Origin of the sequence: Flammeovirga aprica JL-4, assembly GCF_012844305.1 — a bacterium.
GTDB classification, from domain to species: domain Bacteria; phylum Bacteroidota; class Bacteroidia; order Cytophagales; family Flammeovirgaceae; genus Flammeovirga; species Flammeovirga aprica.
The window spans coordinates 1-25,923 of the sequence record NZ_JABANE010000116.1 but is presented as its reverse complement, the minus strand read 5'-3'; the positions used below and the strand labels follow the sequence as shown (position 1 = coordinate 25,923).

Below are 25,923 nucleotides of genomic sequence, written 5' to 3'. Positions count from 1 at the left end.
GTAAACAGTTGTTTCTTCAATTTTCAAAAGCTCATTTTTAGTTATACTTTAAAATGTCTCAATACTTAAGAGTTAAGAGTTAAGAGTTAAGAGTTAAGAGGGTTTTTATGGTGGTCCAGTGAACTACAACACGAACCATTCTTATCTCTCTTTCATTAAAAAAACATCTATTTACTTTTGCACTGATACTTCTAGTAATAAAAAGCCAAACAAAACACTAAATACCATGACCACTGATATCATAGAAATCAACAATTTTGTTGTGCTGATAGACTCTACTGATGCACAAGAAGCGGAAATATATAAGTGCAGCTTTGATCAGGATATGATTGGAATCACGTTTTATGATTCTGGAAATGTAGAGGTGCATGTTGAGTATGAATCAGGAAGTCAGGTATTGAAAAACAGTAAAGGTATTGCAATGTCATTTTTAGGAAATGATACTGTCAGTTTTTCGCATAAAATCTCTCAAAGCGAACCTCTAAATACAGTTAGTATTTTCTCTACACTTGAGCATATCCATCAATTACAGGATCAAGAAAAATCACTCTTTGAAACTTACCTACATGGCTTGCTTTATTCTTCTAATGCTTTTGAGTTAGGTCCTCAAGTGACGATGACTGCTGAAATGCACCTTGCTATTTCCAAAATATTCCAAACCCCTTTTCAAAACTCAACGAGATTATTGTTTTTGAAGAGTCAAATACTAGAATTACTTTCTCATTATTTTGCTCAGATAGAAGAAAAACCTCAGGCATCTTTTCCTCAGGGAGAGCAGGAACAACTATTTCAAGCGAAGGAAATTATTCTTCAAAATATGAATCAGCCCCCTACGCTTACGGAGCTTTCTAAATTAGTGGGGATGAACAACAGCAAGCTTAATAAAAACTTCAAACAGTTGTTTGGAATGCCCGTTTTCAAATACCTTCAAGCACAGCGTTTGCATAAAGCCTATCGATTATTGAAGGAAGAAGAATTAAGCGTGCAGGAGGTGGCTTGGAATGTTGGCTATGATAGTTTGAGCTCTTTTTCCAATGCCTTTCAGAAACAGTACGGCTGCCGCCCAAGTGCCTTGACAGCATAAAATTGTTTTGGAACAAATCAGAAATCATTTCGAACAAATGAGTTTATAATAATTAGAGGACCTTTGAATTATCAAAAACATAAAAAGTTATTTCAAATGAAAAATTCAAAGATCATTGCTGTCTTCCTTTCTCTCTCTGCTATTGTAGGACTTTATGTGGGAGGTAATTTACTTTTCTCACCTGCCGCATTACAGGCTGAGCATGGCATTATTATAGAAAGCGCAAGTCAATTTAACGAAACTAGAGCCCCGGGAGCGGCATTATTATTTTCCACTTTCTTTATCATTTTAGGCGTTTTTAAATTGAGCTGGAGAAAAAATGCCCTATTCTTAGCGGCGTTGCTGTTTAATGCTTATGGGTTCGGAAGGTTATTAAGTTATTTTGTAGATGGCAGGCCTGCAGATGGTTTAGTAGATGCTATGATAGGGGAATTTATTTTTGGTTTCATTGCTTTGTTCTTTTACATCAAAACGAAAAGGGAAGAAGTGCTGTTAAAAGTGGATTAGGTAGAGATAAATTCATCATTTCATCACTTTATCTTAAAATTATTTTTGCACTATTTTATTAATATTCGAAGTATTTGCCAAAAAGTAAAACCTTGGTAAATGAAATGAGTTTAATAATTGATTTTTTGTTTATTATAATGCTTTAAATCAGTCATTTATGAATAATAATAAAATTGTTGTCGGAAGCAACGAATGGTGTAGCTTTCCCCAAATTAATATACCTGCAATCAAAGCAAGAGTTGATTCAGGAGCTAAAACATCTGCTCTACATGCAGTGAACATAGTACCTTTTAAAAAAGAAGGTATTCCATGGGTAAGTTTTGAAGTTCATCCTTTGCAGGATGATGGTAAAACTACGGTACATTGCGAAGCACAGGTCCATGATAAACGTAAAGTAAAAAGTTCAAGTGGAAATAGTGAAGTTCGTTTTGTAATTAAAACAGTTTTATCAATAGCGGATGATACTTGGGAGGTGGAACTTACACTAACCAATAGAGATTCTATGGGTTACAGAATGTTGCTTGGGCGTCAGGCAATGTCTGGAAAGATGTTAGTAGATCCTGAATCTGCTTGTCTTTTGGGAGAACCGACAGATGATTTATTAAAGCAGCATTACCATAATAACTTGGTGAAACCAACTGGATTGAAAATTGGCCTTTTGGCAAGTAATCCGAACCTTTATAGTAATAGAAGAATCATAGAAGCGGGGCAGGAAAGAGGACATGAGATGGAGTTTTTGAACATCAAAGATTGTTATATCAAGCTGGATGGTAAAAACCCTGAAATGCATTATAGAGGAGGTAGGATTCTCAGTGATTTCGATGCTATTATTCCACGAATCAGACCTAGTGCAACTTTCTATGGAACGGCTTTAACTAGGCATTTTGAGGCTATGGGTGTCTATACATTGAATAATGCCTCCTCTATTACAAGATCAAGAGACAAGTTATATGCACTTCAATTACTGATCAATAATGGTTTGCCTATTCCGACTACAGGCTTTGCCAATTCTCCATTGGATACAGATGAGTTGATAAAAATGGTGGGTGGTGCTCCATTGATTGTTAAGCTTCTGGAAGGAACGCAAGGTAAAGGTGTAGTTTTGGCTGAGACCACTAAAGCTGCTGAAAGTTTGATCAATGCTTTTAAAAGCTTAAAAGCCAATATCTTGGTACAAGAATTTGTAAAAGAAGCCAACGGTAAAGATTTACGTTGTTTTGTGGTCAATGGAAGAGTGGTTGAAAGTATAATGCGTACTGCAGCACCTGGAGAATTCAGAGCAAATATTCATATGGGAGGAACAGCTTCTCTAGTGAAAATCACACCTGAAGAGAAAAAGGTGGCCCTTTTAGCCGCTAAAACCTTGAACCTCAAAGTAGCAGGGGTGGATATTATCAGAGGTCAGAATGGCCCATTGCTATTGGAAGTGAACTCTTCACCTGGATTAGAAGGTATAGAAGGAGTTTCCAGTAAAGATATAGCAGGGAAGATGATTGAGGTAATAGAGAAAGATCTTAAATATAAAAGAGTAGAAGAAGTAGATAATGCATAAAAAAATGGCTCTGGAGTAACGGTTACTTCAGAGCCATTTTTTGTTTCCAAACTATTGTTATTAATGTTCTGACATCATTTGTTCATGATCAGCGATGAGCTGTGCGTGTTCTTTTTCCATCAGTTCATGCTCTTCCATAAGCGTTTGAGCATGATCCCTTTCCATTCTATCATGATCAGCCTTCATGGTTTCCATATTGATTTCACCCGAAGCATGCTTTTTAATTAATTCCTCATGCTGTGCCATAATTGCATCATGTTTTAGCATCAATTTTTTATGCTTTGCAATAATGGCTGTGTGTTGCGCTTCCATAGTCTCATGTGAAGCATCATCTTCATCACCACTAATAGAAGCATGTTCTTTCACCATTTTATCATGCATAGCTTCCATTTTTTCATGTTCAGCCGCAAGTTTATCATGTTCAGCTTCCATTTCTTCGTGCTCCTTGAGCAATTTCTGGTGTTCCTCAGAATTGGCAGGGTTTGGAGAGCATCCAATTAAGATAGATGAGGTAAATACTAATAAAGTGATAATTTTTAAAGAAAATTTCATAGTTGTTTTTGACGATAAGAATTAAGTTAAATCTGTGCTTCAATATAATATTAAACTATTTGATAATCAATCAAATAATAGTGTGGTTCTGTTTTTAATTCGAATTTATTAAGCTGGGGCTTTTGGGTAGATTTCTTTTTGAGATTAAATTTAATTAGAACAAAAAGTAATGAAAGGATGAAAAATATTGAAGTTGAGAATACAATCAGAGCCTATCTAAAGCATGTATTTACCAGCAATACAGCATTTGAAAACGTAGTGCAGCTATTGTCATCAAAAGCAGAATTGATACAGTATCCTAAAAAAACACTGCTTACTTCAGCGGGAGATCATCATCAATATATTTATATTTTAAGAAGTGGTTTTATCCGACGTTATACATTGGTGGATGGGAAAGAGATCACATTGGAATTTGCACAGGAAAAGGAGTTGTTTACGACCATGTTTTCTATTGTGACGCAACAAGCTTCAAGAGATTTTATTGAAACCATAGAAGCATCAACAGTTGTGCTCTTTGACTTATCGCATCTTAAGAATGCTTATGAAGTTTCGAGTGAGATACCAAGAGTAGGGAACTTTCTGAGAGATCAATTCTTTCTCCAATTGGAAAATAGAGTACTTTCATTACAGATCAGTTCAGCCAAAGAACGGTATTCTAATCTAGAAAAAACACCTCCGCAAATCATACAAAGGGCTTCACTAGGTCAGATCGCTTCTTATCTAGGTATAACACAGGAAACGCTCAGCAGAATAAGAGCAAGAAGAGGATAAACAGATTATTTACTACAGCTTACAGAGAATAGTAATAAAATTGTACTTTAGAGGTAAATACTTTCAATAAATTTTTGTGTTTGTTTGGATTTTTTAATTGGTTAGCAATAATCCAATAAATTTTATTTTTTTATAAAGGTATCATTGTGTTATAAATCAGAGGCTTGATTCATTTTTAACATTGATGTAGAAATAATTTTAAAAAGTAGGTTTAAAACTTACATTAGAAAGCCTTGATTGTAGTATTTGAAGTTTTGAGGACGGAATAATATTAACTAATTTAGGAGGGACCAACACGATAATTTTTATCAAATGAATTAAAACCAGCGTGAAAACCCTATTTCAAAAATGAAAAAACCTGATATACCCAAAAATGAAAAAGAAAGAGTAGAAGACCTGAAATCTTATGCTATTTTGGATAGCATGATGGAAGATGATTATGATAATTTGACCAAGATAGCGAGTGAAATCTGTGGTACACCTATTTCATTAGTTAGTTTGGTGGATGACAGAAGGCAGTGGTTCAAATCTCGTCATGGTGTCAATGCATCTGAAACGCCTAAAGAATTAGCTTTTTGTGCACATGCCATCAATGAACCTGATGAGTTGTTTATAGTACCTGATTCAAGGGAGGATGAAAGGTTTTACGATAACCCGCTAGTGGTAGATTCTCCTAATGTAGTTTTTTATGCGGGTGTGCCTCTTGTTTCTGAAAAAGGAAATGCTTTAGGAACTCTATGCGTCATTGATCATAAACCAAAAGTATTAACAGAAGGACAGAAGCAAACATTGGCATCTTTGGGAAATCAGGTGATGAAGCTGATGGAACTCCGAAAAAGTAATATGAAGTTGGAGAAAACATTGTCTGAAATGTCGACCAAAAATAAGGAGCTGGAACGTTTTGCTTATGTTGCGGCGCATGATTTGAAATCTCCATTATGTACAATTTCAGGTATGGCCAATCTTTTAAAGGATAACTATAGTGAGGCGTTGGATGGAAATGCAAAAATGGTAGTAGAACACATTCAAAAATCTTCTGATAAATTAAAAGGGTTGATTGACGGTATTCTCAGTTACAGCAAATCAAGTAGTATATTAAATGAAGAGAAAACCCTTTTTAGTATTAATGATTTGAAAGAAGATGTTGCGGGTATTTTCAACTTTGATTTTGAAATTGACTTTGTTTATAAAAGCAATGTTACTGAATTCAATATTAACCGTACTGCCATAGATCAGATTTTGATCAACCTAATTTCGAATGCCATAAAATATAATGATAAGAAGGTGCCCAAAATTGAAATCAATATTTCAGAAGATGAATCTTTCTATCACTTTATAGTAAAAGATAATGGCCCTGGGATTATAGAAAAGGAACAAGGAAAGATTTTTGAGATCTTCAATACGGCTACAGAACAGGATCGCTTTGGCGAGTCAGGAAATGGAATTGGTTTGGCTACGGTAAAAAATATTGTCAGTGCCTTAAAAGGTGATATTCACGTAGAATCTGATGGTGAAAATGGGGCAAAGTTTGTATTCTGCTTCAAAAAATGATCCTAAAACAACAAGAACCTTAAAGCAAAAATCGATTAAAATTGAAATGAATATAATGTGGTTTTTATGGCATTCCTAAAAGAGAAAAGAATAGAAAGTATAATGATACTATAAAGATCGTCTATTGAATCACCATAATAACCACATCCACTTAAGCTTTATTTTGAAGAATTACTTACAAACATTCTTTGCTAAAGTTTTCTGAAGCGAAACGACATCTACACCGCTGCTTAATTCATATTTTAAAGGTTCACCTTGACCTGAAAGCCAGATTTTAAGCTCAGCATCAGTATCAAAGTTACCGGCAGTTTCTACCAAAAATTGAGTGATTGACTTATAAGGAATAGAGTGATATTCTTTTTTCTTTCCTGTTAAACCTTGAACATCAAGAATGATTAGTCTTTTATTAGTGAATACCCATTTGTCTCTAAACATTTTGAAAGCAGCTTCCACATTTTCACCGTCATAAATTACATCTGCGAAGTCAGCTTCTAGGTCTTCAGCATTAAGCTCTGAGGCATTGCCTGTCAAATTGGAGAAAAATCCCATTTTATTAATAGTTAAAATTTGCATTAAAAAAAGATAGTAAAGCATTCATTTTTACTATCTGTTATTTAGAGCATGTTTGGAATTTATGTTTCAAACATGTTCTTAAATATACTAAAAGTTGAAGAAATATAAATAGTAAATAATCATAGCTTCTACATTTAAAAAGAAAATTATGAGTGTCTTAATTACTACACCTTTTTCACCGTCATTTCGTAAAAAGGCTTTTTGTTCTGAATGAATCTACAGCAACTTTATTCATAGTTTTAAAACAATACACCCCCACGGTAGTTTAAAAATACTGTGAGGGTGTTTCTCATAAAGTGAATAAATTCAGTAAAAAAATCTGAACAAAAAAATAGGTGTAAAACGATTCACTTTACACCTATATAAGGTAGTCACACCTATACCTGTTTATTTTTTGATAGTTAATCAAAAATCAGTCGAATTAATAAGGCTTTGATACTATATCTTAGTAACACACCATCACTATTACTTTAATTTTGATAAATGTGAATTCGTTTTAGTTCTTAATTAATTGCTATTTTAATTACACAATTTAAATCTCGTCATTTTGTTTATATCTGTTAATAACATAATAACCAGATTTTAGAACTTTTTGTCATTTGACTTATTTTGAACAGTATATGGCTGATATGTACAATTTTTTTGATAAAAAGTAGCCGAAATACCATTTTATATCATAGTTTGTTGAACAATTTGTAGAAAAAAATGACAAGAGACGATAGGTGACATTTTATTATTTTGGTTCGGAATAAAGCAATACATATAAATGAGTGCTTGATTAATACAATTTTTGATTTCTGAATTTATCCTCTTCTTAGCCAGCAATAATATTTTGTGTTAGTTTTAGAACGATCTGTAAATTAAGATAAGAGAGTACAAAAAATAGGTTACTTTATCCAACAAACTTTCATTTATGATGACTATTATGGAGTATAAAAAATAGCAGATTAAAGACGTCAAAAGACATAAAACTCCTTTAAAAGATTATGAGATTACTTACATCGATTTTACTAGCAATATTATTACACTTCACTTTTGAAACTTTTGCTCAGACTATACATCTGAAAGATTACAATATTGCAGAAGTAAAAGACGCTACACCTGTAGTGGTAAAAGCGATTGAAGACGCTAAGGCTAAAGGCATTCGTAAAATCAAATTCCCAAAAGGAACTTATCATTTCTATAAAACTTTCGCTCCCGATTTTTACTGTGCGATCACCAATAATGATAATGGCTTAAAAAGAACGCCCTTTCCAATAATGGGTTTTCATGAGTTGGAAATTGATGGCAATGGTGCTGAGTTTATTTTTCATGGTAAGATGATCCCTTTTATCATTGAAAATAGTGAGAATATTACCATTAGAAATTTGAGTATAGATTGGGAAAAGCCATTTTATATAGAAGGTGAAGTGATTGCCAATAATCCTGATACAAAGACCTTCGATGTAAAAATCAATACAGATTATAAAGTAGCAAACGGTCACCTTTATGTAGTTTTGGAGCGTGATGATACACCATATGAAAAAGATTTTGGATTTCGTTTTGCCATTCCAGAAGGTGATCAGATGGAAGTGGGACAGAATATATTTTGGGATAAGAAATTGAAAAAGCCACTTTATAATACCAAGCTTTATCAATTGAATACGAGAAATATTGAGGCGAAGGAACTTCAAGAAGGAATAGTAAGGTTGAAAGCAAAATCAAAGGAATTACCTCCTGTGGGTGCTGTTTTAAATTCGAAAGGAGCTTATCTTTTCAATAGAACATCGCCTGCTTTTAGAGTTTTCAAAACGAAGAATATCATCTTTAATAATGTAAATGTTTATCATGCAGGGGCGATGGGCCTCATTGCCGAGCGATCAGAAAATATTAAGTTAGATGCTTTTAATGTAAAATTAAGAGAAGGAAGCCAACGTATGGTGACCACTACTGCAGATGCCACACATTTTTGTAATAATAAAGGAGTGATTACCATTAAGAACTGCCTTTTTGAAAATATGCTGGATGATGCTACAAATATTCATGGTACGTATGTGAGAGTGAATAAAGTGATTGATGAGTATTCGGTAGCTGTGGAGACCTATCATCCCCATCAGAAAGGCTATTTGTTTGGTGAAGCAGGCGATTCGGTGAGAATTGTAGATCACAATAAATTACAACCTAAAACAACATCACTTGCCTTGAAGGAGGTAAAATACGTCAATGAGAAAATTTCAATTTTAACTTTTCACCAGTCCATTAAAGGAAAAGTAGAATTGTACAATGGCATTGAAAATATATCTTGGAATGCATCGGCCATTATTGAGAATAATATCATCAGAAATAATAGAGCAAGAAGCATACTTTTATCAACCAATCAGCCTGTGGTGATCCGAAACAATTACTTGTCTTCTCAGATGTCAAGTATCAGAATAACAGGTGATTTGAGGCTGTGGAATGAGTCAGGTCCAACAAACTCTGTATTAATTGAAAACAATACTTTTGAAGACTGCTTGTATGGAGGAAACCCCAATCAATCGATCATCTTAATTGACCCACAATACAAAAGTAAAGAGATGATGGACGAAAAATACAAGTACTGTAAGGATATTTGTATTAAGAATAATGTGATAAAATCATTTGAAAATTCTATATTGACAGCTCAATCTGTTGAAGGTATTGAATTCACAAATAATAAAATTGTTCAAACAAACACTTATCAAGCTATCTTTCCAAAATCGCCGAATGTGGATTTGAGAAATTGCAGTAATGTGAAAATCTCATCCAATTCATTTATGAAGAGTAATGGAGAAAAGGGAACATTGAAAGTTGATGGAAAAACAGAAACTTTTGATCTCCCGCCTAAATCAGCTTTTGAGTTCTTCTCAATAATGAAGTAATTATGAAGACTAACAACAATGCAAAAAAACTATTCCTTTTTATACTATTCTATCTGTGCATCACTGAATTTGCTACTGCTCAAAACCCTGTTTTTGGTATAATAAAGGGTGGAGACGGACTGCCAATCCCTGGTGTAAATATTAAAATTAAAGGAACGGCTCAAGGCACAGTTTCAGACTTTGAAGGGAAATACAAAATCAATAGTACAGAAAAGAATACCGTTCTTATCTATTCGTTTATTGGTTTTAAAACACAAGAAATTTTGGTGGGCAACCAAACCACTATTAATGTCTCAATGCAGACAGAAGATATGGCTTTGAAGGAGGTGGAAGTAGTGGCCATTGGTTATGGAGCGAAAGTAAAGAAGAAAGATTTGACGGGAGCAGTGGGCTCTGTACATGGGGAAGAGCTGACCAAAAGTAAGGCGACTTCTTTTATGGAAGCCATGCAAGGAAGAGCATCTGGAGTGCAAATTGTATCTCAGTCAGGTGAGCCCGGAGCGGGCGTAAATATTACTATCAGAGGTAAAAACTCATTGAGCATGAATTCTCAGCCTTTGTATGTGGTGGATGGAGTGCAGATAGAAGTCAATGAGGGAGAAGTAGCTTCAGGTGAATTTGGGTCAACACAATCCTACAATCCTTTGTCAGCCATTAACCCCAATGATATTCTTTCTGTAGAAACATTAAAAGATGCCTCAGCCACTGCTATTTATGGTTCAAGGGGAGCAAATGGCGTTATTATTATCACTACTAAAAAAGGGCAAGACGGAAGATTTAATATCAATTTTGATGTTTCACATGGTATTGCCAATGCATCTAACCGGTTGAATGTATTGGATGGCAATACTTATGCGACCATGCGTTTTGAGCGTGATCCAAATTCTACATTATATGGTGAAGAAATAGAGGGGATAAGAGTACCTAGAATATTTCCGGATTCTATGATGGTCAATTGGCAGGATGAAGCTTTCGTTCAGGCACATATTCAGAATTACAATATCTCCTTTAATGGAGGAGGCAAAGGGTTTAACTATTCTTCTTCTTTTTCTTATCTAGATCAGCAAGGTATTATCAGAGGAACCGGTTATGATAGAATTACAGGCAGAATTAACATTAACCAAAATGCGAATAAATTTGTTCAGTTAGGAGGAAATCTAAACTTTTCTAATTCCAATAATAATGGAGCGGCGCTGAATGGTGGAAATGGAAATTTTAATGGTATTACACAAGCAATTGTCAGCTTTAATCCTATACTAATAGACCCAAGTTTGGACCCTGATAGCTATGAAACAGGTGGTTTGACTTCCCCCTACACAATGCTGACAGATGCTTATAAAAATGTGGAAATGAACCGGCTGTTAGGTACAGCTTATATGCAGTTGAATTTCACAAAGAAATTAAGATTAAGGGCAACGGTAGGGACCAATAGAGTGCTTTCAGAATCAAGAGAGTTTTATGGGAAAAATACAAGTTGGGGTAGAGCGGCGAATGGAAAAGGAATCATAAGAAATAATAATGCAGCATCAACTTTTATCAGAAATATCTTAACCTATAATAATCAGTTTAGAAGAAAACATAAAATACATGCTCAGGCGGCTTTTGATGCTGAAAAATATGAATTCAAAAGCAGTTTGATTAAAACTTCTGGTTATGTAAATGAGGTGGTAGGCGTAGATGATTTAGGTTTTGCACAAAATGTGGAAACACCCTCTTCTAACCGACAAGTCAATACAAGAATGTCTGCATTGGGAAGATTGAATTACTCCTTTAAGAATAAATACCTTTTCACTTTTTCATACAGAGCAGACGGTTCTTCGAAGTTCAATAACAACAAGTGGGGGTATTTTCCATCAGCCGCTATTGCTTGGCAATTGGGCGAGGAGAAGTTTATGAAAGGCATGGAAAACGTGGTCAGTACAGCTAAATTCAGAATCAGTACTGGAGCAACCGGAAACGATAGAATCCCTACGGATGTAGCTTACAGTTACGCCTCCTCAGCGGATTATGGCAATGGCGGTACAATTGATAAAGGTTTTGCGCCGCTTTATACTTCTTTTTCAGGTCTGAAATGGGAAACCACATGGCAACACAATATAGGTGTAGATTTTGGTTTCTTAGAAGATAGAGTAAATATCACTGCTGATGTCTATTACAAGAAAACGACAGATTTACTGTTATATGCTAGTGTTACTGGTGTTAGCGGTCAGGCGAAACAATGGCAGAACATTGGAGCTGTAGAAAATAAGGGGCTTGAACTCGCTTTAAACACAATTAATATTGATAAGAAAAATTTTCAATGGAGCTCGAATATCAACATTACATTCAACCAGAATAAAATACTGGATTTGGGGGGTATAGAGGAAATACCTTTTATTATTCCAGGTGGGTATATGACAGATTTAGGCCGATTGGTTGTAGGAGAAGCTATAGGAATAGCTTATGGTTATGTGTTTGAAGGCATCTATCAAACCGAAGATTTTAATTCAGATGGATCTTTAAAAGAGGGAGTCGTCAGCATGGCAGGGAGAAATGTACAACCTGGTGATTTTAAATACAGAGACCTTGATGGTGATGGAGTAGTAGATTCCAGCAACGATAAAACCATAATTTCCCAGAGTTTACCACAGCATTTCGGGGGTTTCTCCAATACTTTTAAATACAAAGGGTTTGATATGAGTATCTTATTCCGATGGTCGTATGGCAATGACATTTACAACGCTGGAAGGTTCAGGTATGAAGGTGGATTGGGTGTACAGCACATCAATAATGTGACACAGGAGTTTTGGGAAAACCGCTGGACCGAAGAAAATCCATCAAATTCTTATGGAAGGTTATCTAATGCAGGAGCCAAAGATATTTCCTCTTATTATGTAGAAGATGCCTCTTTTCTGAGGTTACAAAATATCTCTTTAGGGTATACTTTTAGTGGAAACTTATTGGACAGAATTAATGTAGAAGATGTAAGAGTTTATGGAGTGGCAGATAATCTATTCGTATGGACCAACTACTCAGGCTATGACCCCGAAGTAAGTTTTAATAATCCAGTAATGACGGGTTTGGATAGGATTGGCTATCCAAGGGCAACAACACTTACTTTAGGATTAAATGTAAACCTATAAACTAGCAGACGATGAAAAAGATAAATTTTACGATAAAGAACAGCACCTTTACTTCAGTACTTCTAGGTTTTACATTACTCCTCCAAATGGCATGTACTGATTTCTTGGAAGTAGCCCCTCCTTCAAAAATAGATCAAGATCTTTTAATTGTAGACTCCATCAGTGCCGAAACCGCTTTGACAGGAATTTATAGTATTCTCAATGCAGGAGAGGTGAATGGAGAAGGAAACGCGGCCACTTTCAGAAGAAACATGCTCTATATTTTGAATGGAGGATCAGATGAAGCCGTCCCCAATTCGAATCAGGTTTTATATCAACCCTATTTAACTTATACCTATAATGATACAGATATTATGGGAAGGGAAGCGTGGCTTTTCTTTTATGCAGGGATCAAACGGGCTAATTTCTTTTTGGAGAAAATAGAAGGAGTAACGTTTCAGAGTGAGGTCAGAAAAACACAGTTGATTGCTGAAGCTCGCTTTTTAAGAGGCGTTTATTATCAATATTTAGCTTGGTTGTACGGTGGAGTACCCATTACGATGTCGATTGATGGCAATGGAACAGAAAATTTGAGTAGGGCATCCCTACAGAAAGTCTATACTCAAATAGAAAAAGATTTACGATTTGCCTATCAAAATTTACCTTCTCAAAACCCCAAATCAGGCAGGGCAGACAAATGGTCGGCGGCAGGTTATCTATCAAAAATGTATTTATACCTGGCTTCTGCAAAGGAAAACAACATAGACCGCTATCATACTACTGCTATTAATAAATTGGATTGGGTAGAACATGATCTTTTTTATCAAAAAGGGTATGAAATCAACTCGGCAATCATAGGTCAGAAAGAATTAGTAGAAGAGTATGTACATCTTTTTAGAGCGGAAACCAATCAGAATACATATGGAGAAGTACTCTTTGGGGTAGAAGCTACCAACAATCAGGATGTAGTGATGATTTATGTAAATGGCTTTATTCCTCAAGGAAATATCAATACAAATGGAGGTGGTTATGGTATTGTTCGCCCAAGTATGGAGTTGATCAATCAGTACAATGAAAAGGATGTTCGCTTTGCCAATAATGTTACAGGCTCTATCAACAATCAATCTTTAAAAGAGAACTTTTTTGGTGTAGAATATTTTGTTCCTCAAGCCATTAATCAAGAGAAAACCAATATCAGTGTAGGAAAATGGAGACAGCCTGTACCGGGATCTTACCCTCTAGAACCTTGGGCTAGTCCATGTAATTTTCAGTTGATTAGGTATGCAGATATTTTGCTGATGCAGGCAGAATATGAGGTGAAAGTCAATGCCAATGAAACGGTAGCAAGAACCTATTTACGAGAAGTGAGAGAAAGAGCGGCATTAGGTGATGATCAGCTAACAAATGAACTGACTTTGGTTTACAGAAAGTATGATATGATGGAGGAAATTAGAGACGAACGCAGTCGTGAATTATGCTATGAAGGCTGGAGGAAACTCGATCTTATTCGTTGGGGAATTATTGAGGAAACGATGGAGGGCCTGAGTTTGGAAGGAAGCAGGTATCAGCCTCAAATGGAATTATTGAAAAACAATTTTGCAACACATAAAATCTGGTTGCCAATACCAGCATCTGAATTAATATTAAACAACAAACTGATTCAAAATTCTGGGTACTAAAACTACCCTTATAAGGGTTCAATAGAGCACAGATTTTTTGACAAACTATTATTCATAATGAAACACTTACAGCTATTACTATGGGGATTAATGCTACTTATTCCATTCAGTGGAATGGCTCAGGGCGATCCGGTTATACAGATCTTATTTGATCAATCTGCTCCAACAAATTTAGGAACAGAAACAGACATTACGTTTGATGATTTAGGCGATATCACTTATGCTCAAATAGACCTGGAGAAAGGAACAGTAGCGAGTGCAGCAACAGCCAGTAAAGGGATTGTTTTTAGAACAATTACTGGGTCAAATTACCCGATAGCCAATGGAAGTGCCCCAAGGTCGTATACATTTTGGATGAAACCAAAAGCACTGGAAGGGACTCAAAACCTGATTTATACAGGTGCAGGAGCGGGCACTACGTTCACTTTGCAGTTGACCAATCAAGGGAAAATAAAATTAGCAGACAATGGAGGAAATTGGGTAGCGACACAAACTGTTTTAGTCCTTGATGAATGGGCACATGTGACCGTTAGTTTATCAGAAGGAGTAGGTATACATGATGTTGATTTTTATATCAATGGTGAACTTTCTGAAGTTGGGTTTTCAGGAACGAATAATCCGATCAATACAAGTACAGGAGTTTTCAAAATTTTTGGCACCCTCAATGCAGATGTTACAGACTTCAGGTACTATAATAAGTATTTAACTTCAACAGAAGCTTATACAATTTATGGTCAGAATGAAGTAGTATTGGATGCCTTAACCGGTGGAATTATTTTAACAGATCAGAGCGATAATAATTATTCATTTTCAACGCTATCAGGCACTCCAGTAATGGGGTTTCAGGATCAAGAATTTGGAAGAGTATTAGAAGCCAATGGAGCTGTAATATCGGCCTCTTCATTTAGAGGAATAGAAGGTACTACACCAAGAACTATCATGTTTTGGTACAAGCAAAAGGAAGGTACAGGAGCTACAGACAAGCTATGCTATTATGGTGCAGAAACCAATAAATTCGACCTTCAAATCAGAGATAATACTTCCTTCCGATTATATAATTTTTACAGTGCACAGCAAGGAGGAAGCTATTTATCAGTAGAGGAAGTAATCGATTTTTCTTCATGGAAACATATTGCCGTTACAACGAATGGAGCAACAACCTCTGATGTGAAAATTTATATTAATGGAGTTGAAAAGGGTATTGATTTAAGCAATTTGACGGAGACATCACTCTATACCGTTTTGGCTGGAGACTTTAGAATATCCAATGCATCACAAGGTTATTTCAATGGTTTTAAGGTTTATAAAGGAGCCTTGTCAGCAGAAGAAATAAACGCTGATTTTAATGCCAGAAAATTCAATCAGGCCATCACTTTCGAAACACTTTCTTCTGTAAATACAAGAGTAAAAACCATTGAACTTTCAGCAACTGCAAGTTCAGGTTTAGCAGTGACTTATGAAAGCTCTAATCCCGCAGTGGCTACAGTGAACGGGGCAACGATAACAGTGATAGGAGCAGGGGAAACAGATATTATCGCTTCTCAAGTAGGAAATGAAAGATATAATGAGGCTGTTAATGTAGTACAAAAATTAATTGTTACAGCTTATATTCCTGAAGTAAACCCCATTTTAGATTTTGCATTTGATGAAGAAAGCGGAGCGTTAGATTTTGTAAATACAGGTGTTCTTTCTGATGTCACTTTACTTCCTAATACAGCGAATGGAGCGATCATCAATTTAGGAATGATGGACGAAGACAAAGGTCAGGTGTTGGACATAAATATGGATCAAGGGGAAGGGAGTTTACTTTTTAAAGTAGATAATGGAAGTTATACAGGGGTAACAGGAAGTGAAGCAAGAACGTATTCGGCATGGATCAAACCCACGAATTTATCAGAGTTCAACACGATTTTTTATGCAGGGAAAGCGGAAGGTGAAGCGACTTCATTGAGTGTTCAAGTTTTACCGACGGGTGCCATTAAATTAATTGCAGGAGGGAATATTACAACCACTGAGGAGTATCACTTTATAGAAAATCAGTGGAATCATATTGTTATTTCTATTCCTGAAGGTGGAATGCTCTCTGATATAAAAATACAAGTGAATGGTGTACTAGCAGATATTGAAACAGTCAATGATCGTGCATTTAATACCGCCTTGGCGACTTTTGCCATAGCCAATAAATTCTGGGGATTCTTTAGTGATTTTAAATATTACGAAAGAGCAATTAGTGAAGAAGAGGCAATCGCATTATATACTTCTTCAGTGTTTACACATGCCATTACTTTTGAAGCACCATCCACTTTGGCTGAAAAAGAAACAGCTGACTTTGGCGTTTCCACCTCTTCAGGCTTAGTCGTAGAATATACTGTTTCAGATCCCTCAAAATTGAAGATCGAAAATGGAGTCATGACCGCCTTGGAGGAAGGAGAAGTAACAATAGAAGCGACTTCCTTTGGCGTAACTTCATCTCATAAAATAATCATTACTCCTTACGTCCCAGAAGAACAACCCATTTTAGATTTTGCCTTTAATGAAGAAGGCGGAGCATTAGATTTTATAAATACAGGCGTTCTTTCTGATGTCACTTTACTTCCTAATACTACCAATGGAGCGATCATTAATTTAGGAATGATGGACGAAGACAAAGGTCAGGTATTGGATATTAATATGGATCAAGGGGAAGGGAGTTTACTTTTTAAAGTAGATAATGGAAATTATGCAGGGGTAACAGGAAGTGAAGCAAGAACGTATTCGGCATGGATCAAACCCACAAATTTATCGGAATTCAATACGGTTTTTTATGCAGGGAAAGCGGAAGGTGAAGCGACCTCATTGAGTGTTCAAATATTACCGACAGGTGCCATCAAATTAATAGCTGGAGGGAATATTACAACCACTGAGGAGTATCACTTTGTAGAAAATCAGTGGAATCATATCGTTATTTCCATTCCTGAAGATGGAATGCTCTCTGATATAAAAATGCATGTCAATGGTGAGTTAGCAGATATTGAAACAGTCAATGATCGAGCATTCAATATCGCCCCGGCGACTTTTGCGATCGCCAATAAATTCTGGGGATTCTTCAGTGATTTTAAATATTACGAAAGAGCAATTACTGAAGAAGAGGCACTTGAATTATATACCTCTTCAGTGTTTACACATACCATTACTTTTGAAGCACCCACCACTTTGGCGGAAAAAGAAACAGCTGATTTTGGCGTTTCCACCTCTTCAGGCTTAGCCGTAAATTATACTGTTTCAGATCCTTCAAAATTGAAGATTGAAAATGGAGTCATGACCGCTTTGGAGGAGGGTGAAGTAACAATAGAAGCGATCTCTTTTGGTGTGACCGCATCTTATAAAATAATCATAACTCCCTATCTTCCAGAAGAGGAACCCATTTTAGATTTTGCATTTAATGAAGAAAGCGGAGCATTAGATTTTGTAAATACAGGTGTTTTTTCTGATGTCACTTTAGTACCCAATACTACCAATGGAGCGATCATCAATTTAGGAATGATGGACGAAGACAAAGGTCAGGTTTTGGACATTAATATGGATCAAGGGGAAGGGAGTTTACTTTTTAAAGTAGATAATGGTAGTTATGCAGGGGTAACAGGAAGTGAAGCAAGAACGTATTCGGCATGGATCAAACCCACTAATTTATCAGAATTCAACACGATTTTTTATGCAGGGAAAGCGGAAGGTGAAGCGACTTCATTGAGTGTTCAAGTTTTACCGACGGGTGCCATTAAATTAATTGCTGGAGGGAATATTACGACCACTGAGGAGTATCACTTTGTAGAAAATCTGTGGAATCATATCGTTATTGTTATTCCTGAAGATGGAATGCTTTCAGATATAAAAATACAAGTGAATGGTGTGTTAGCAGATATTATAACAGTCAATGATCGAGCATTCAATACTGCACCGGCGACTTTTGCGATCGCCAATAAATTCTGGGGATTTTTCAGTGATTTTAAATATTATGAAAGAGGCATCAGTGACTTTGAAGCATTGGAATTGTATACCTCATCGGTGTTTACGCATCAGATCATCTTTGAGACGGAGCCATTAATGAAGGTAGGAGAAACGATCAATATTAATGCATTTACAACATCAAACTTGCCCATCACATATTCTATTGAAAATGAAGAAATAGCCACTTTATCAGGTACACAACTGACGGCCTTAATGATGGGAGAAGTAGAGATTACCGCTTCTTCTTTTGGGGTGATAGAACAGTTTGTCATTAGTGTGATAGAAGAAGAGGAAGAGGTTATTGAACCGAAAGAAGAACCGCTTTTGTGGTTTGCTTTTGATGAATCTCCCTACGATGAACAGCCCATCAATAGAGGTTTATTACAGGATGTAGTGTTGGATATTGACCTTCAGAAAGGAGGAGCTGTGACAATAGGTGCTTCTGATGAGGAAAGAGGAAATGTGCTTTTTGCGGATATTCCAAATCAAACAGGGCGACTGAATTTCAAGCAGGACAATAGGGATTATCCTGGAGTTGTAGGAACACACGCCCGCACTTACTCAATGTTGATTAAACCGACAGATTTATCCGAGCAAAAGACTATTATGTATCAAGGAATCAATGAGGGCGATGCGAACAATATCTCTTTACAGCTCCTTTCAAGTGGTCAGGTGAAATTTGTTTCTGGTGGAAATATCATCACAGATGCCTATCAACCCATTATAGAAAACCAATGGAACTTACTTCAAATTGTAGTGGATGAAAGTTCGCCTTTGGAAGAGGTGAAAATTTATATCAATACGAACCTTGTTCCAACCACTCTAACGGGAGAAAATAATCTAGTCAATACTGGAATTGCTACTTTTTCAATCGCGAATAAATACGTGGGGTATTATAGTGATTTCAGATTGTATAACAGAGCATTGAGTGAGGAGGAAATCAAGGGATTTATACCAAAGAAAGAGCAAACCATTACTTTCAACGCAATTGAAAACAAAACATTTGGAGATCCTGATTTTATCTTAGAAGCATTTGCGAGCTCAGGTTTGAAAGTGAATTTTGAATCTTCAGACAAAGGCATACTACAGATTGAGGGGAATCTAGCAAAAATTGTAGGCTACGGTGAGGTGAGCATTACGGCTACTCAAATGGGTGATTTAAAATATAATCCTGCTGAAGCGGTAACGGTGACATTTATGGTCGAAAAAGGTGCGTATGAGCCCAAACCAGAACTGTTAGTCAATTTTAGATTTGATGAACCTGCAGATTTACCAATTGATCCTTATGATTATTCAGAATACCATAGGACCCCAATCTTAAAAGGACTTTATGAGAAAGGGTATGTTGATACGGAGAGAGGCAACGTCATAAAATTCAATGTAGCAACATTGGAAGTGGATGGCTTCAAAGGGACATTAGGCAGTCAAAGACGTTCAATGACTACTTGGTTTAAAGCCAATACCAAAACACAGTCGGTCTTGACAAATTATGGAGTGGCAAGAGAGGGGCAGTTTAATATTGTCTATAGAGCCGATAATAAAATCCGAGTGGTACTTTATTATAATACCTATAATGATGGAGAAGGAAATCCCGTATATGAGTTTAGTTACGTGGAGACCGAAAAGGCTTTTGACTTTGTGAGTGAATGGCATCATGTAGCCGTTGTGACCGAAGGAGAAAGTATTGAGGACATTAGGATTTACATCAATGGAGAATTACAACCTGTGCTTGTATCACCTTGGCAGGGACACGAAAAAATTAATACCGTAAGTGGTGGCGATTTTAGAGTAGTATCCAATTCAGATGTGAAAATGAGTGATTACAGATGGTACAATGGGACATTAACCAATGAGGAAATAAAGAATATTTTTAATGGGAATACATTTATTCCAGAGGAAGAAACAGCACTTGCAGATAGAACGTATGAAGGTGGTTTTGGTACCGCTATTATAGAAATGTCAGGCTTCTTTACCGCAAATCAAGGAGCGATTTATAATGTGACTTCAAGCAATATCAATGTGGTGAAAGCACAGGTAGAAGGTTCACTTTTAATGTTGAATGAAGTGGGAGAAGGTGTTTCAGAAATTACCATTGAGTTGTACGGTAAAAGCTATGAATTATTAGGCACGCAAACATTTACGGTGACAGTTTCTGGAACTTCAGAAGAAACACCTCGTGATTTATTTACTTTTGATGAACTGCCTGATTTCTTTAGAAAAACAAGAAATAAACCTCTGCTGACTTTCCCGACTTTGGCCACCGTAAACGTTGCTGATTTTGGAGCTATTCCAGATGATGACCGCAATGATTATGAAGGGATTAAAGAAGCATTCAAAACAGCCATTTCAATTGCGTCAGCAGAAAATCCAGTAAGAGTCAACTTTGCTAAAGGAACGTATGACCTCCTTCCGGAAAATGAGGAAGCCACACATCTTTTCAATCTTTCAAACCTTTCGAACATTATTATTGATGGAACAGATGCGAAAATCAATATTCAATCACCGAAGGTAGGTTTTATAAGTCTCACCAATGCCCAAGATGTGGTGGTGCAGGGTTTTGAAATTGATTATGAAACGCTTCCATTTACCCAAGGAAAAGTCATCTCAATTGCGGATGATCATATTGAAATCAAAATTGAAGAAGATTTTCCTGCACTGACAGAAGAATTTATGCAGACCGCCAGTCAAACTTGGGGCTATATAAGAACGGAAGTTGGGTTGATAAAAGAAGGAGTACCGAATCTTATCAGTACAGACCCTAACGGGTGGAATGACCTTGGTGATCAAGTCTTTTCCCTTCAAATGTCAGCGTCTCAACTAGAGCATTTTGAGATTGGTGATTACTTTGTTCAGATTGCTAGAAATAATGGTAGAACGATTGGTAGAACACAGCAATGTAAAAATGTCACTTTCTTGAATATCACTTCTTATGCCAGTCCTGCAGGATCTTATAATATGTCGAGTAATGAAGAAGTGAATCTTATCAACTGTAATGTGCTCATCAAAGAAGGAAGAGTACACAGTGCTAATGCTGATGGAATTCATGTTGTTGGAGGAAAATTAGGGCCTTGGGTACAAGGGTGTATTTTTGAAGGCTATTCTGATGATGCCGTAAATATGAAGCATGCAAAAGCGAATATTCTGCAGGTGATCAGCCCAACCGAACTGAAAGTAAATGCAAGTATTGAGACAGGAAGTCAAATCGTAATTTTCAATCCGCGTGAAGGAAAAGTCATTACAAGAGTGAGGGTTCAATCAGTGGTAGATAATGATGATGAAACCTATATTATTCACCTTTCTGAGGCGGTGAATAACTTGAAAGAAGGAACCCATCAAAGTGCAGATCATATTTATAATGAGGATGTTGCTTCTGAATCATTTGTATTTAGAGATAATATTTTTAGAAATGCGAGAAGGTACGGCATGTTGATTCAGAGTGCTTATGGAGTGATTGAAAACAATATTTTTGAAGATCTTTCTACTGGAGGTATCGTGATGGAGAATGCCGTGGATTGGGGAGAAGGGTTCTTGGCACATGATCTTCTAATTCAGAACAATACATTCAGCAACTGTGGTTTTGATCAGCAATATATTGAAAATGAATATTCTGCTACGATCAAGATGATGGTGATGAAACTTTCTAAAGAAGATTGTGGAGAAGGTGATGAGTGGTGTGGAAGCACTCCTGCAGACTGTGATGCACAAGGCATGAAAAATATATGGATCAAACAAAATACGATGACCTACAATAAGGTGGGGATTTTGGCCAATTGTGTGGAGGCAGGAAGCATTTTAGATAATGTATTAGTACACAACGAAGAGGACCCAACTTTGAAAGAAGGTGACACTGCTAAGGCAATGGATATACTGAATTCCACTTTTGATTTCGAAGAAGTATTATCTATTGATAACGAGTTTCTTAATGCAGATTGGGAAGTGACACTTTCAGAAAATAGTATCAAAGTGCTTTACAAAGGAACTACAATTCCATCTGCTTCCTTTACACTTTATGATGCCACAGGCAAAACACTTCAGACGGCCAATATCCGTCAGAAATCAACAACAATTCCTGCCTCGATCAACAAAAATCAGTTGTATATCATCCGACTGTTAGATCAGAATGGAAAAGTATTTACAAAGAAATTAATCTACGACTATTTATAAAAATGAGACCAATTCTAATCCTAACATTCGTACTCTTGCCCTTTTTTCTGATGGGGCAGGAATACCATCAGCCTGATTTTTTCAGGAAAAAAAGACAACTTCCTCTTTTAGATTTAAAAGATAAAAAAGTCATTTCACTCTCTAAATTTGGCGCTCTACCCAATGATGGGAAAGACGATGCAAAAGGAATCACAAAAGCCTTTGAGAAGGCGGCTTCTCTGGCAGAATCGGGTAAAAATGTAGAGCTTTTATTTGAAGAAGGTACCTATAATTTAATGGGAGAAACAGAGGAAACACATGCCTTGACGCTCTTTCGTAATCACAATTTAGTGATCAATGGAAATGGGGCCACTATCATTATTCACAACCCCATGATTGGTTTTTTAAAGTTGATGAATATCAAAAATGTCATCATCAAAGACCTTTATATCGATTACGATCCATTGCCATTTACCCAAGGGAAAATCATTGCTTTAAATCCTGAAGCAAAGACTTTTGATCTACAAATAGATCAAGGGTTTCCAGAACTATCAGCATCTCACTTTATGGCATCTTCACAAAAATGGGGAATGCTGATGGATAGAGAAATTCCAGGAAAATTGAAAGATGGAGTAAGTCATTTGTACCCTTACAGAGGTTGGGAAAAAATAGGCGAACGTACTTACAGAGTACAACAGCCCAAAAGCAGTTTTATTGATGATATGGAAATAGGAGATGTTTTTGTTCAAATTGCTAGAAACAACGGCAAGACTATTTTCACTTCGTTTGGAGGCGAAAACCTCACCTATATGAATATCACAAGCTATTCCTCTCCAGCAGGAAGTTACGCCGCTTTTGGGCATAAAGAATGGAATATATTGCACTGCCGTGTAAAATTAAAACCAGGAAGGTATCATTCTGCCAATGCAGATTGCATTCATGTCAGTGGTTCAAAGTTTGGTCCATGGGTACAAAACTGTTTGTTTGAAGGTTATTCTGATGATGCCGTAAACCTGAAAGCAGTAAAGAAGTACATCTTAGAGCAACCTCAATTGAATCAGATTCTGACAGTAGGAAGTGGTGTTCTGAAAGGTGATTTATTACGTTTTTATAACCCAAGGGAAGGAATTCTTTTAGATGAAGCCTATGTGACTCAAGTAGAAAAACAGGAGGAAAATAAATTCCTGCTTACTTTTAATAAAGACATAGAAGGTGTAACAGCCTTTGGCAAAGACAAAAGAAAAGACATTGCCTATATTGATACACAAGCCTGTGAGTCCTTTATTTTTAGAAATAATACTTTCAGAAATGCGAGAAGATACGGTATGTTGTTGCAGAGTAATTATGGTATAATTGAAAACAATATTTTCGAAAACCTAAGCCAATGTGCCATTTCTATGAACAATGGAGTAGATTGGGGTGAGGGTTTTGTAGCACATGATATTCTGATCAAAAACAACCTTTTCAAAAATACAGGTTACGACAAAACCTTTCTGACTGACTATAATGCGGCAACCATCAGAATGAGTGTCACAAAGCTGAAAAATCCACAAGCAAAAGGAAAGTGGTGCGGTGTAGCCACAGCAGAGTGGCAAGGCTTGAACACCATCGCCATAGAAGGAAATAATTTTATTTATAACAAAAGAGCCATTTCAATAGAATGCGCCCAAAATATCTTCTTAGGAAACAATACATTTACCAGAAACCCCAACGACCTTTTCAAGTTACAAAAAGACCCGGTTTTTCAGGATAATGTCAGTAATGTCATTGTAGAGTAAAGCATTTTGTAATTTCTCTTCGCAGACCCTTAGAGGATGTTTGAGATATTTCTTTTAGTAAAAATATATGTTCCAAACATGCTCTTAAACCGGGGTCTGTGTCAAAGGTTTTCACCTACGCACTCATAGCATGATATTCACTACCAAGCTTTGAATACATAATTTTCCTTTCAATCACCTCTATATCCTTCCAGTATCTAGAAGACAATTTAATTTTTTTTCGTTTTGTTAAGCTACTATTTTTATAGCACCTCAAGATGATAGAATAGTATGTCCTGCTGATTCTAACATTATCAATCTCATAATATTTATTGTAGGACAAAAACAAAAAGTGTTTCTTTAAAACAAGGTTTTCTCCATTAAAGGAGATTTGTTTCAAGTAAAAATGCCTCTTTTTAATTTTGAACATTAATAATATTGAACCACCTAAAGAGCACAAAATCAGATAGTTGATAAAAGAGTTGAATACCATATTAAAAGTGAGTATTCCTATGATGTTCATACCTGCAAGGAATGAACAAAAGACATCAAAAATTTTGATATCATGAATGTTATTTCTTTCGAAAGTTTCCATAACAGCTTGTTTGTTTGTAATTAGTTGTATTAAATAAGTAGTAATGTGATAAAGTCAATTGTTACATTTAGTTGTATCTGGTTACATAGTAATAGCACGTAAATGATGAACGATTTACAATGTTAATTTATTCGATAGATAACCAGCTACTTTAAATCACGCAATAAATAATTTGAATAGTACAATTTATACAAATGTAAATATAATAAGTTTTACAATTAAAAATTTGTTTGAATTAGTATTGTTTTAACTTTTTAAAGAAATGGGTTATGGAAATGAGGTTTTGGAGAATAAAGGGGGGTGTTTGGGGAGATTGTTTTTGGTTTCGAATATTTTTTCTTTTGGGTGTATATCTTGCAAAGCTGTTATAAATAAGGATGCTTACTTCAATAATCTGCTTATGAGAATGGTATAATTATTACAAAAGGATGAACATTCTCACAATTATTTATTTTTGTTGGAGTATTTTTTTCGGAACTTTATTGAAAGATTTTTTTTATATAAAACTAAAATTGCAAATGGGATTATCATTTAATGCTGAAACTGTAAGAGACGACTTACCAAAACTAGTCAATAAATTAAAATCAGACATTGAAAAAGACGAGGTGGGGTTTAGAAAAGAGCTAAATCATCATTCTAAAGCTATTTTGAATAACATGATAGCTGATCCAAATGATTGGAATATTACAACATTAATGCTCGATAAATTAGGTAACAAATTATTTAACTTTGCTTTTAATCCTGAAGATATAGATAATATTGATAATAGAGAGTTTCTATTTTCTATATTATACTTATTTTATTCTGAATTTAACTTAAAAAAAAATAAACAACTATCTGGTGATGCAGCTCTAAATTTGGAAGCTTTTGTAGCTCAAAACAGTACATCCTTAGGAGAAAGAGCTAATAATTTAATAAAACAGTATCAATTAATATTACCTGCCCTGATATTTAAAGAAACTTTTAATGATAGTACAATCAATGGAATTATTGACTATAAGGAAAGGTTGATAGATTCAGAAAGAACATTAGAAAAGCTTGATAGTAAGCTAAAAAAGAGAGAGGAAAAGATTCAAGAATTAGATGATGCCCTCAAGGAAAAAGAGATTGCATTTAATTTTGTTGTAACTACTCACCGACATTAAATTAGACAAAAAGTAAGTCAGCGATAATTTAAATTTAATAAAATCTTCAT

General features: G+C 35.7%; 13 protein-coding genes. 11 read left to right on the top strand and 2 right to left on the bottom strand.

Annotated elements, in window-relative coordinates; all coding sequences use genetic code 11:
- Window positions 1-226 precede the first annotated feature (226 nt).
- From HHU12_RS27895 to rimK, 3 genes are all read left to right on the top strand, one after another.
- Window positions 227-1,084, top strand: coding sequence for a helix-turn-helix domain-containing protein (locus HHU12_RS27895; RefSeq protein ID WP_169660026.1), 858 nt, complete (start codon window positions 227-229; stop codon window positions 1,082-1,084).
- A gap of 96 nt (window positions 1,085-1,180) precedes the next feature.
- Window positions 1,181-1,591 carry a DUF4345 domain-containing protein gene (locus HHU12_RS27890; protein WP_169660025.1) on the top strand — a complete coding sequence of 137 codons (411 nt, stop codon included), beginning with the start codon at window positions 1,181-1,183 and terminating at the stop codon, window positions 1,589-1,591.
- Between the two features lie 157 nt (window positions 1,592-1,748).
- A complete protein-coding gene (gene rimK, locus HHU12_RS27885; RefSeq protein ID WP_169660024.1) occupies window positions 1,749-3,143 on the top strand; it encodes a 30S ribosomal protein S6--L-glutamate ligase in 1,395 nt (464 codons plus the stop codon).
- A 60-nt stretch (window positions 3,144-3,203) separates the two neighbouring features.
- Here rimK and HHU12_RS27880 read toward each other — a convergent pair whose 3' ends face one another.
- Window positions 3,204-3,695 carry a hypothetical protein gene (locus HHU12_RS27880; protein WP_169660023.1) on the bottom strand — a complete coding sequence of 164 codons (492 nt, stop codon included), beginning with the start codon at window positions 3,693-3,695 and terminating at the stop codon, window positions 3,204-3,206.
- A 177-nt stretch (window positions 3,696-3,872) separates the two neighbouring features.
- Between HHU12_RS27880 and HHU12_RS27875 the strand changes: the two genes are divergently transcribed.
- A complete protein-coding gene (locus HHU12_RS27875; protein ID WP_169660022.1) occupies window positions 3,873-4,466 on the top strand; it encodes a Crp/Fnr family transcriptional regulator in 594 nt (197 codons plus the stop codon).
- A gap of 348 nt (window positions 4,467-4,814) precedes the next feature.
- Entirely contained in the window at window positions 4,815-6,017 is a 1,203-nt protein-coding gene (locus tag HHU12_RS27870; RefSeq protein WP_169660021.1) for a sensor histidine kinase, read from the top strand.
- A 171-nt stretch (window positions 6,018-6,188) separates the two neighbouring features.
- On the opposite strand, the gene HHU12_RS27865 is transcribed toward HHU12_RS27870, so the two are convergent.
- The gene (locus HHU12_RS27865; protein WP_169660027.1) at window positions 6,189-6,566 is read right to left on the bottom strand and encodes a PH domain-containing protein; all 378 of its coding nucleotides are present in this window, start codon (window positions 6,564-6,566) and stop codon (window positions 6,189-6,191) included.
- 1,010 nt (window positions 6,567-7,576) lie between these two features.
- Between HHU12_RS27865 and HHU12_RS27860 the strand changes: the two genes are divergently transcribed.
- The 6 genes from HHU12_RS27860 (at window position 7,577) to HHU12_RS27835 (ending at window position 25,873) form a co-directional block, all read left to right on the top strand.
- Window positions 7,577-9,469, top strand: a complete 1,893-nt coding sequence (locus HHU12_RS27860) for an alpha-1,3-galactosidase-related protein (RefSeq protein ID WP_169660020.1) — start codon at window positions 7,577-7,579, stop codon at window positions 9,467-9,469.
- A 2-nt stretch (window positions 9,470-9,471) separates the two neighbouring features.
- The gene (locus HHU12_RS27855; RefSeq protein WP_169660019.1) at window positions 9,472-12,591 is read left to right on the top strand and encodes a SusC/RagA family TonB-linked outer membrane protein; all 3,120 of its coding nucleotides are present in this window, start codon (window positions 9,472-9,474) and stop codon (window positions 12,589-12,591) included.
- Between the two features lie 11 nt (window positions 12,592-12,602).
- Complete coding sequence (locus HHU12_RS27850) at window positions 12,603-14,249, top strand: RagB/SusD family nutrient uptake outer membrane protein (RefSeq protein ID WP_169660018.1); 1,647 nt, start codon at window positions 12,603-12,605, stop codon at window positions 14,247-14,249.
- 57 nt (window positions 14,250-14,306) lie between these two features.
- Window positions 14,307-22,397 (top strand): LamG-like jellyroll fold domain-containing protein, encoded by an 8,091-nt coding sequence (locus HHU12_RS27845; protein WP_169660017.1) that lies wholly within the window; start codon window positions 14,307-14,309, stop codon window positions 22,395-22,397.
- A 2-nt stretch (window positions 22,398-22,399) separates the two neighbouring features.
- A complete protein-coding gene (locus HHU12_RS27840; protein ID WP_169660016.1) occupies window positions 22,400-24,154 on the top strand; it encodes a right-handed parallel beta-helix repeat-containing protein in 1,755 nt (584 codons plus the stop codon).
- Between the two features lie 1,092 nt (window positions 24,155-25,246).
- Window positions 25,247-25,873: a hypothetical protein gene (locus HHU12_RS27835; protein WP_169660015.1), complete on the top strand. Its 627-nt coding sequence runs from the start codon at window positions 25,247-25,249 to the stop codon at window positions 25,871-25,873.
- The last annotated feature ends 50 nt before the right edge of the window (window positions 25,874-25,923 follow it).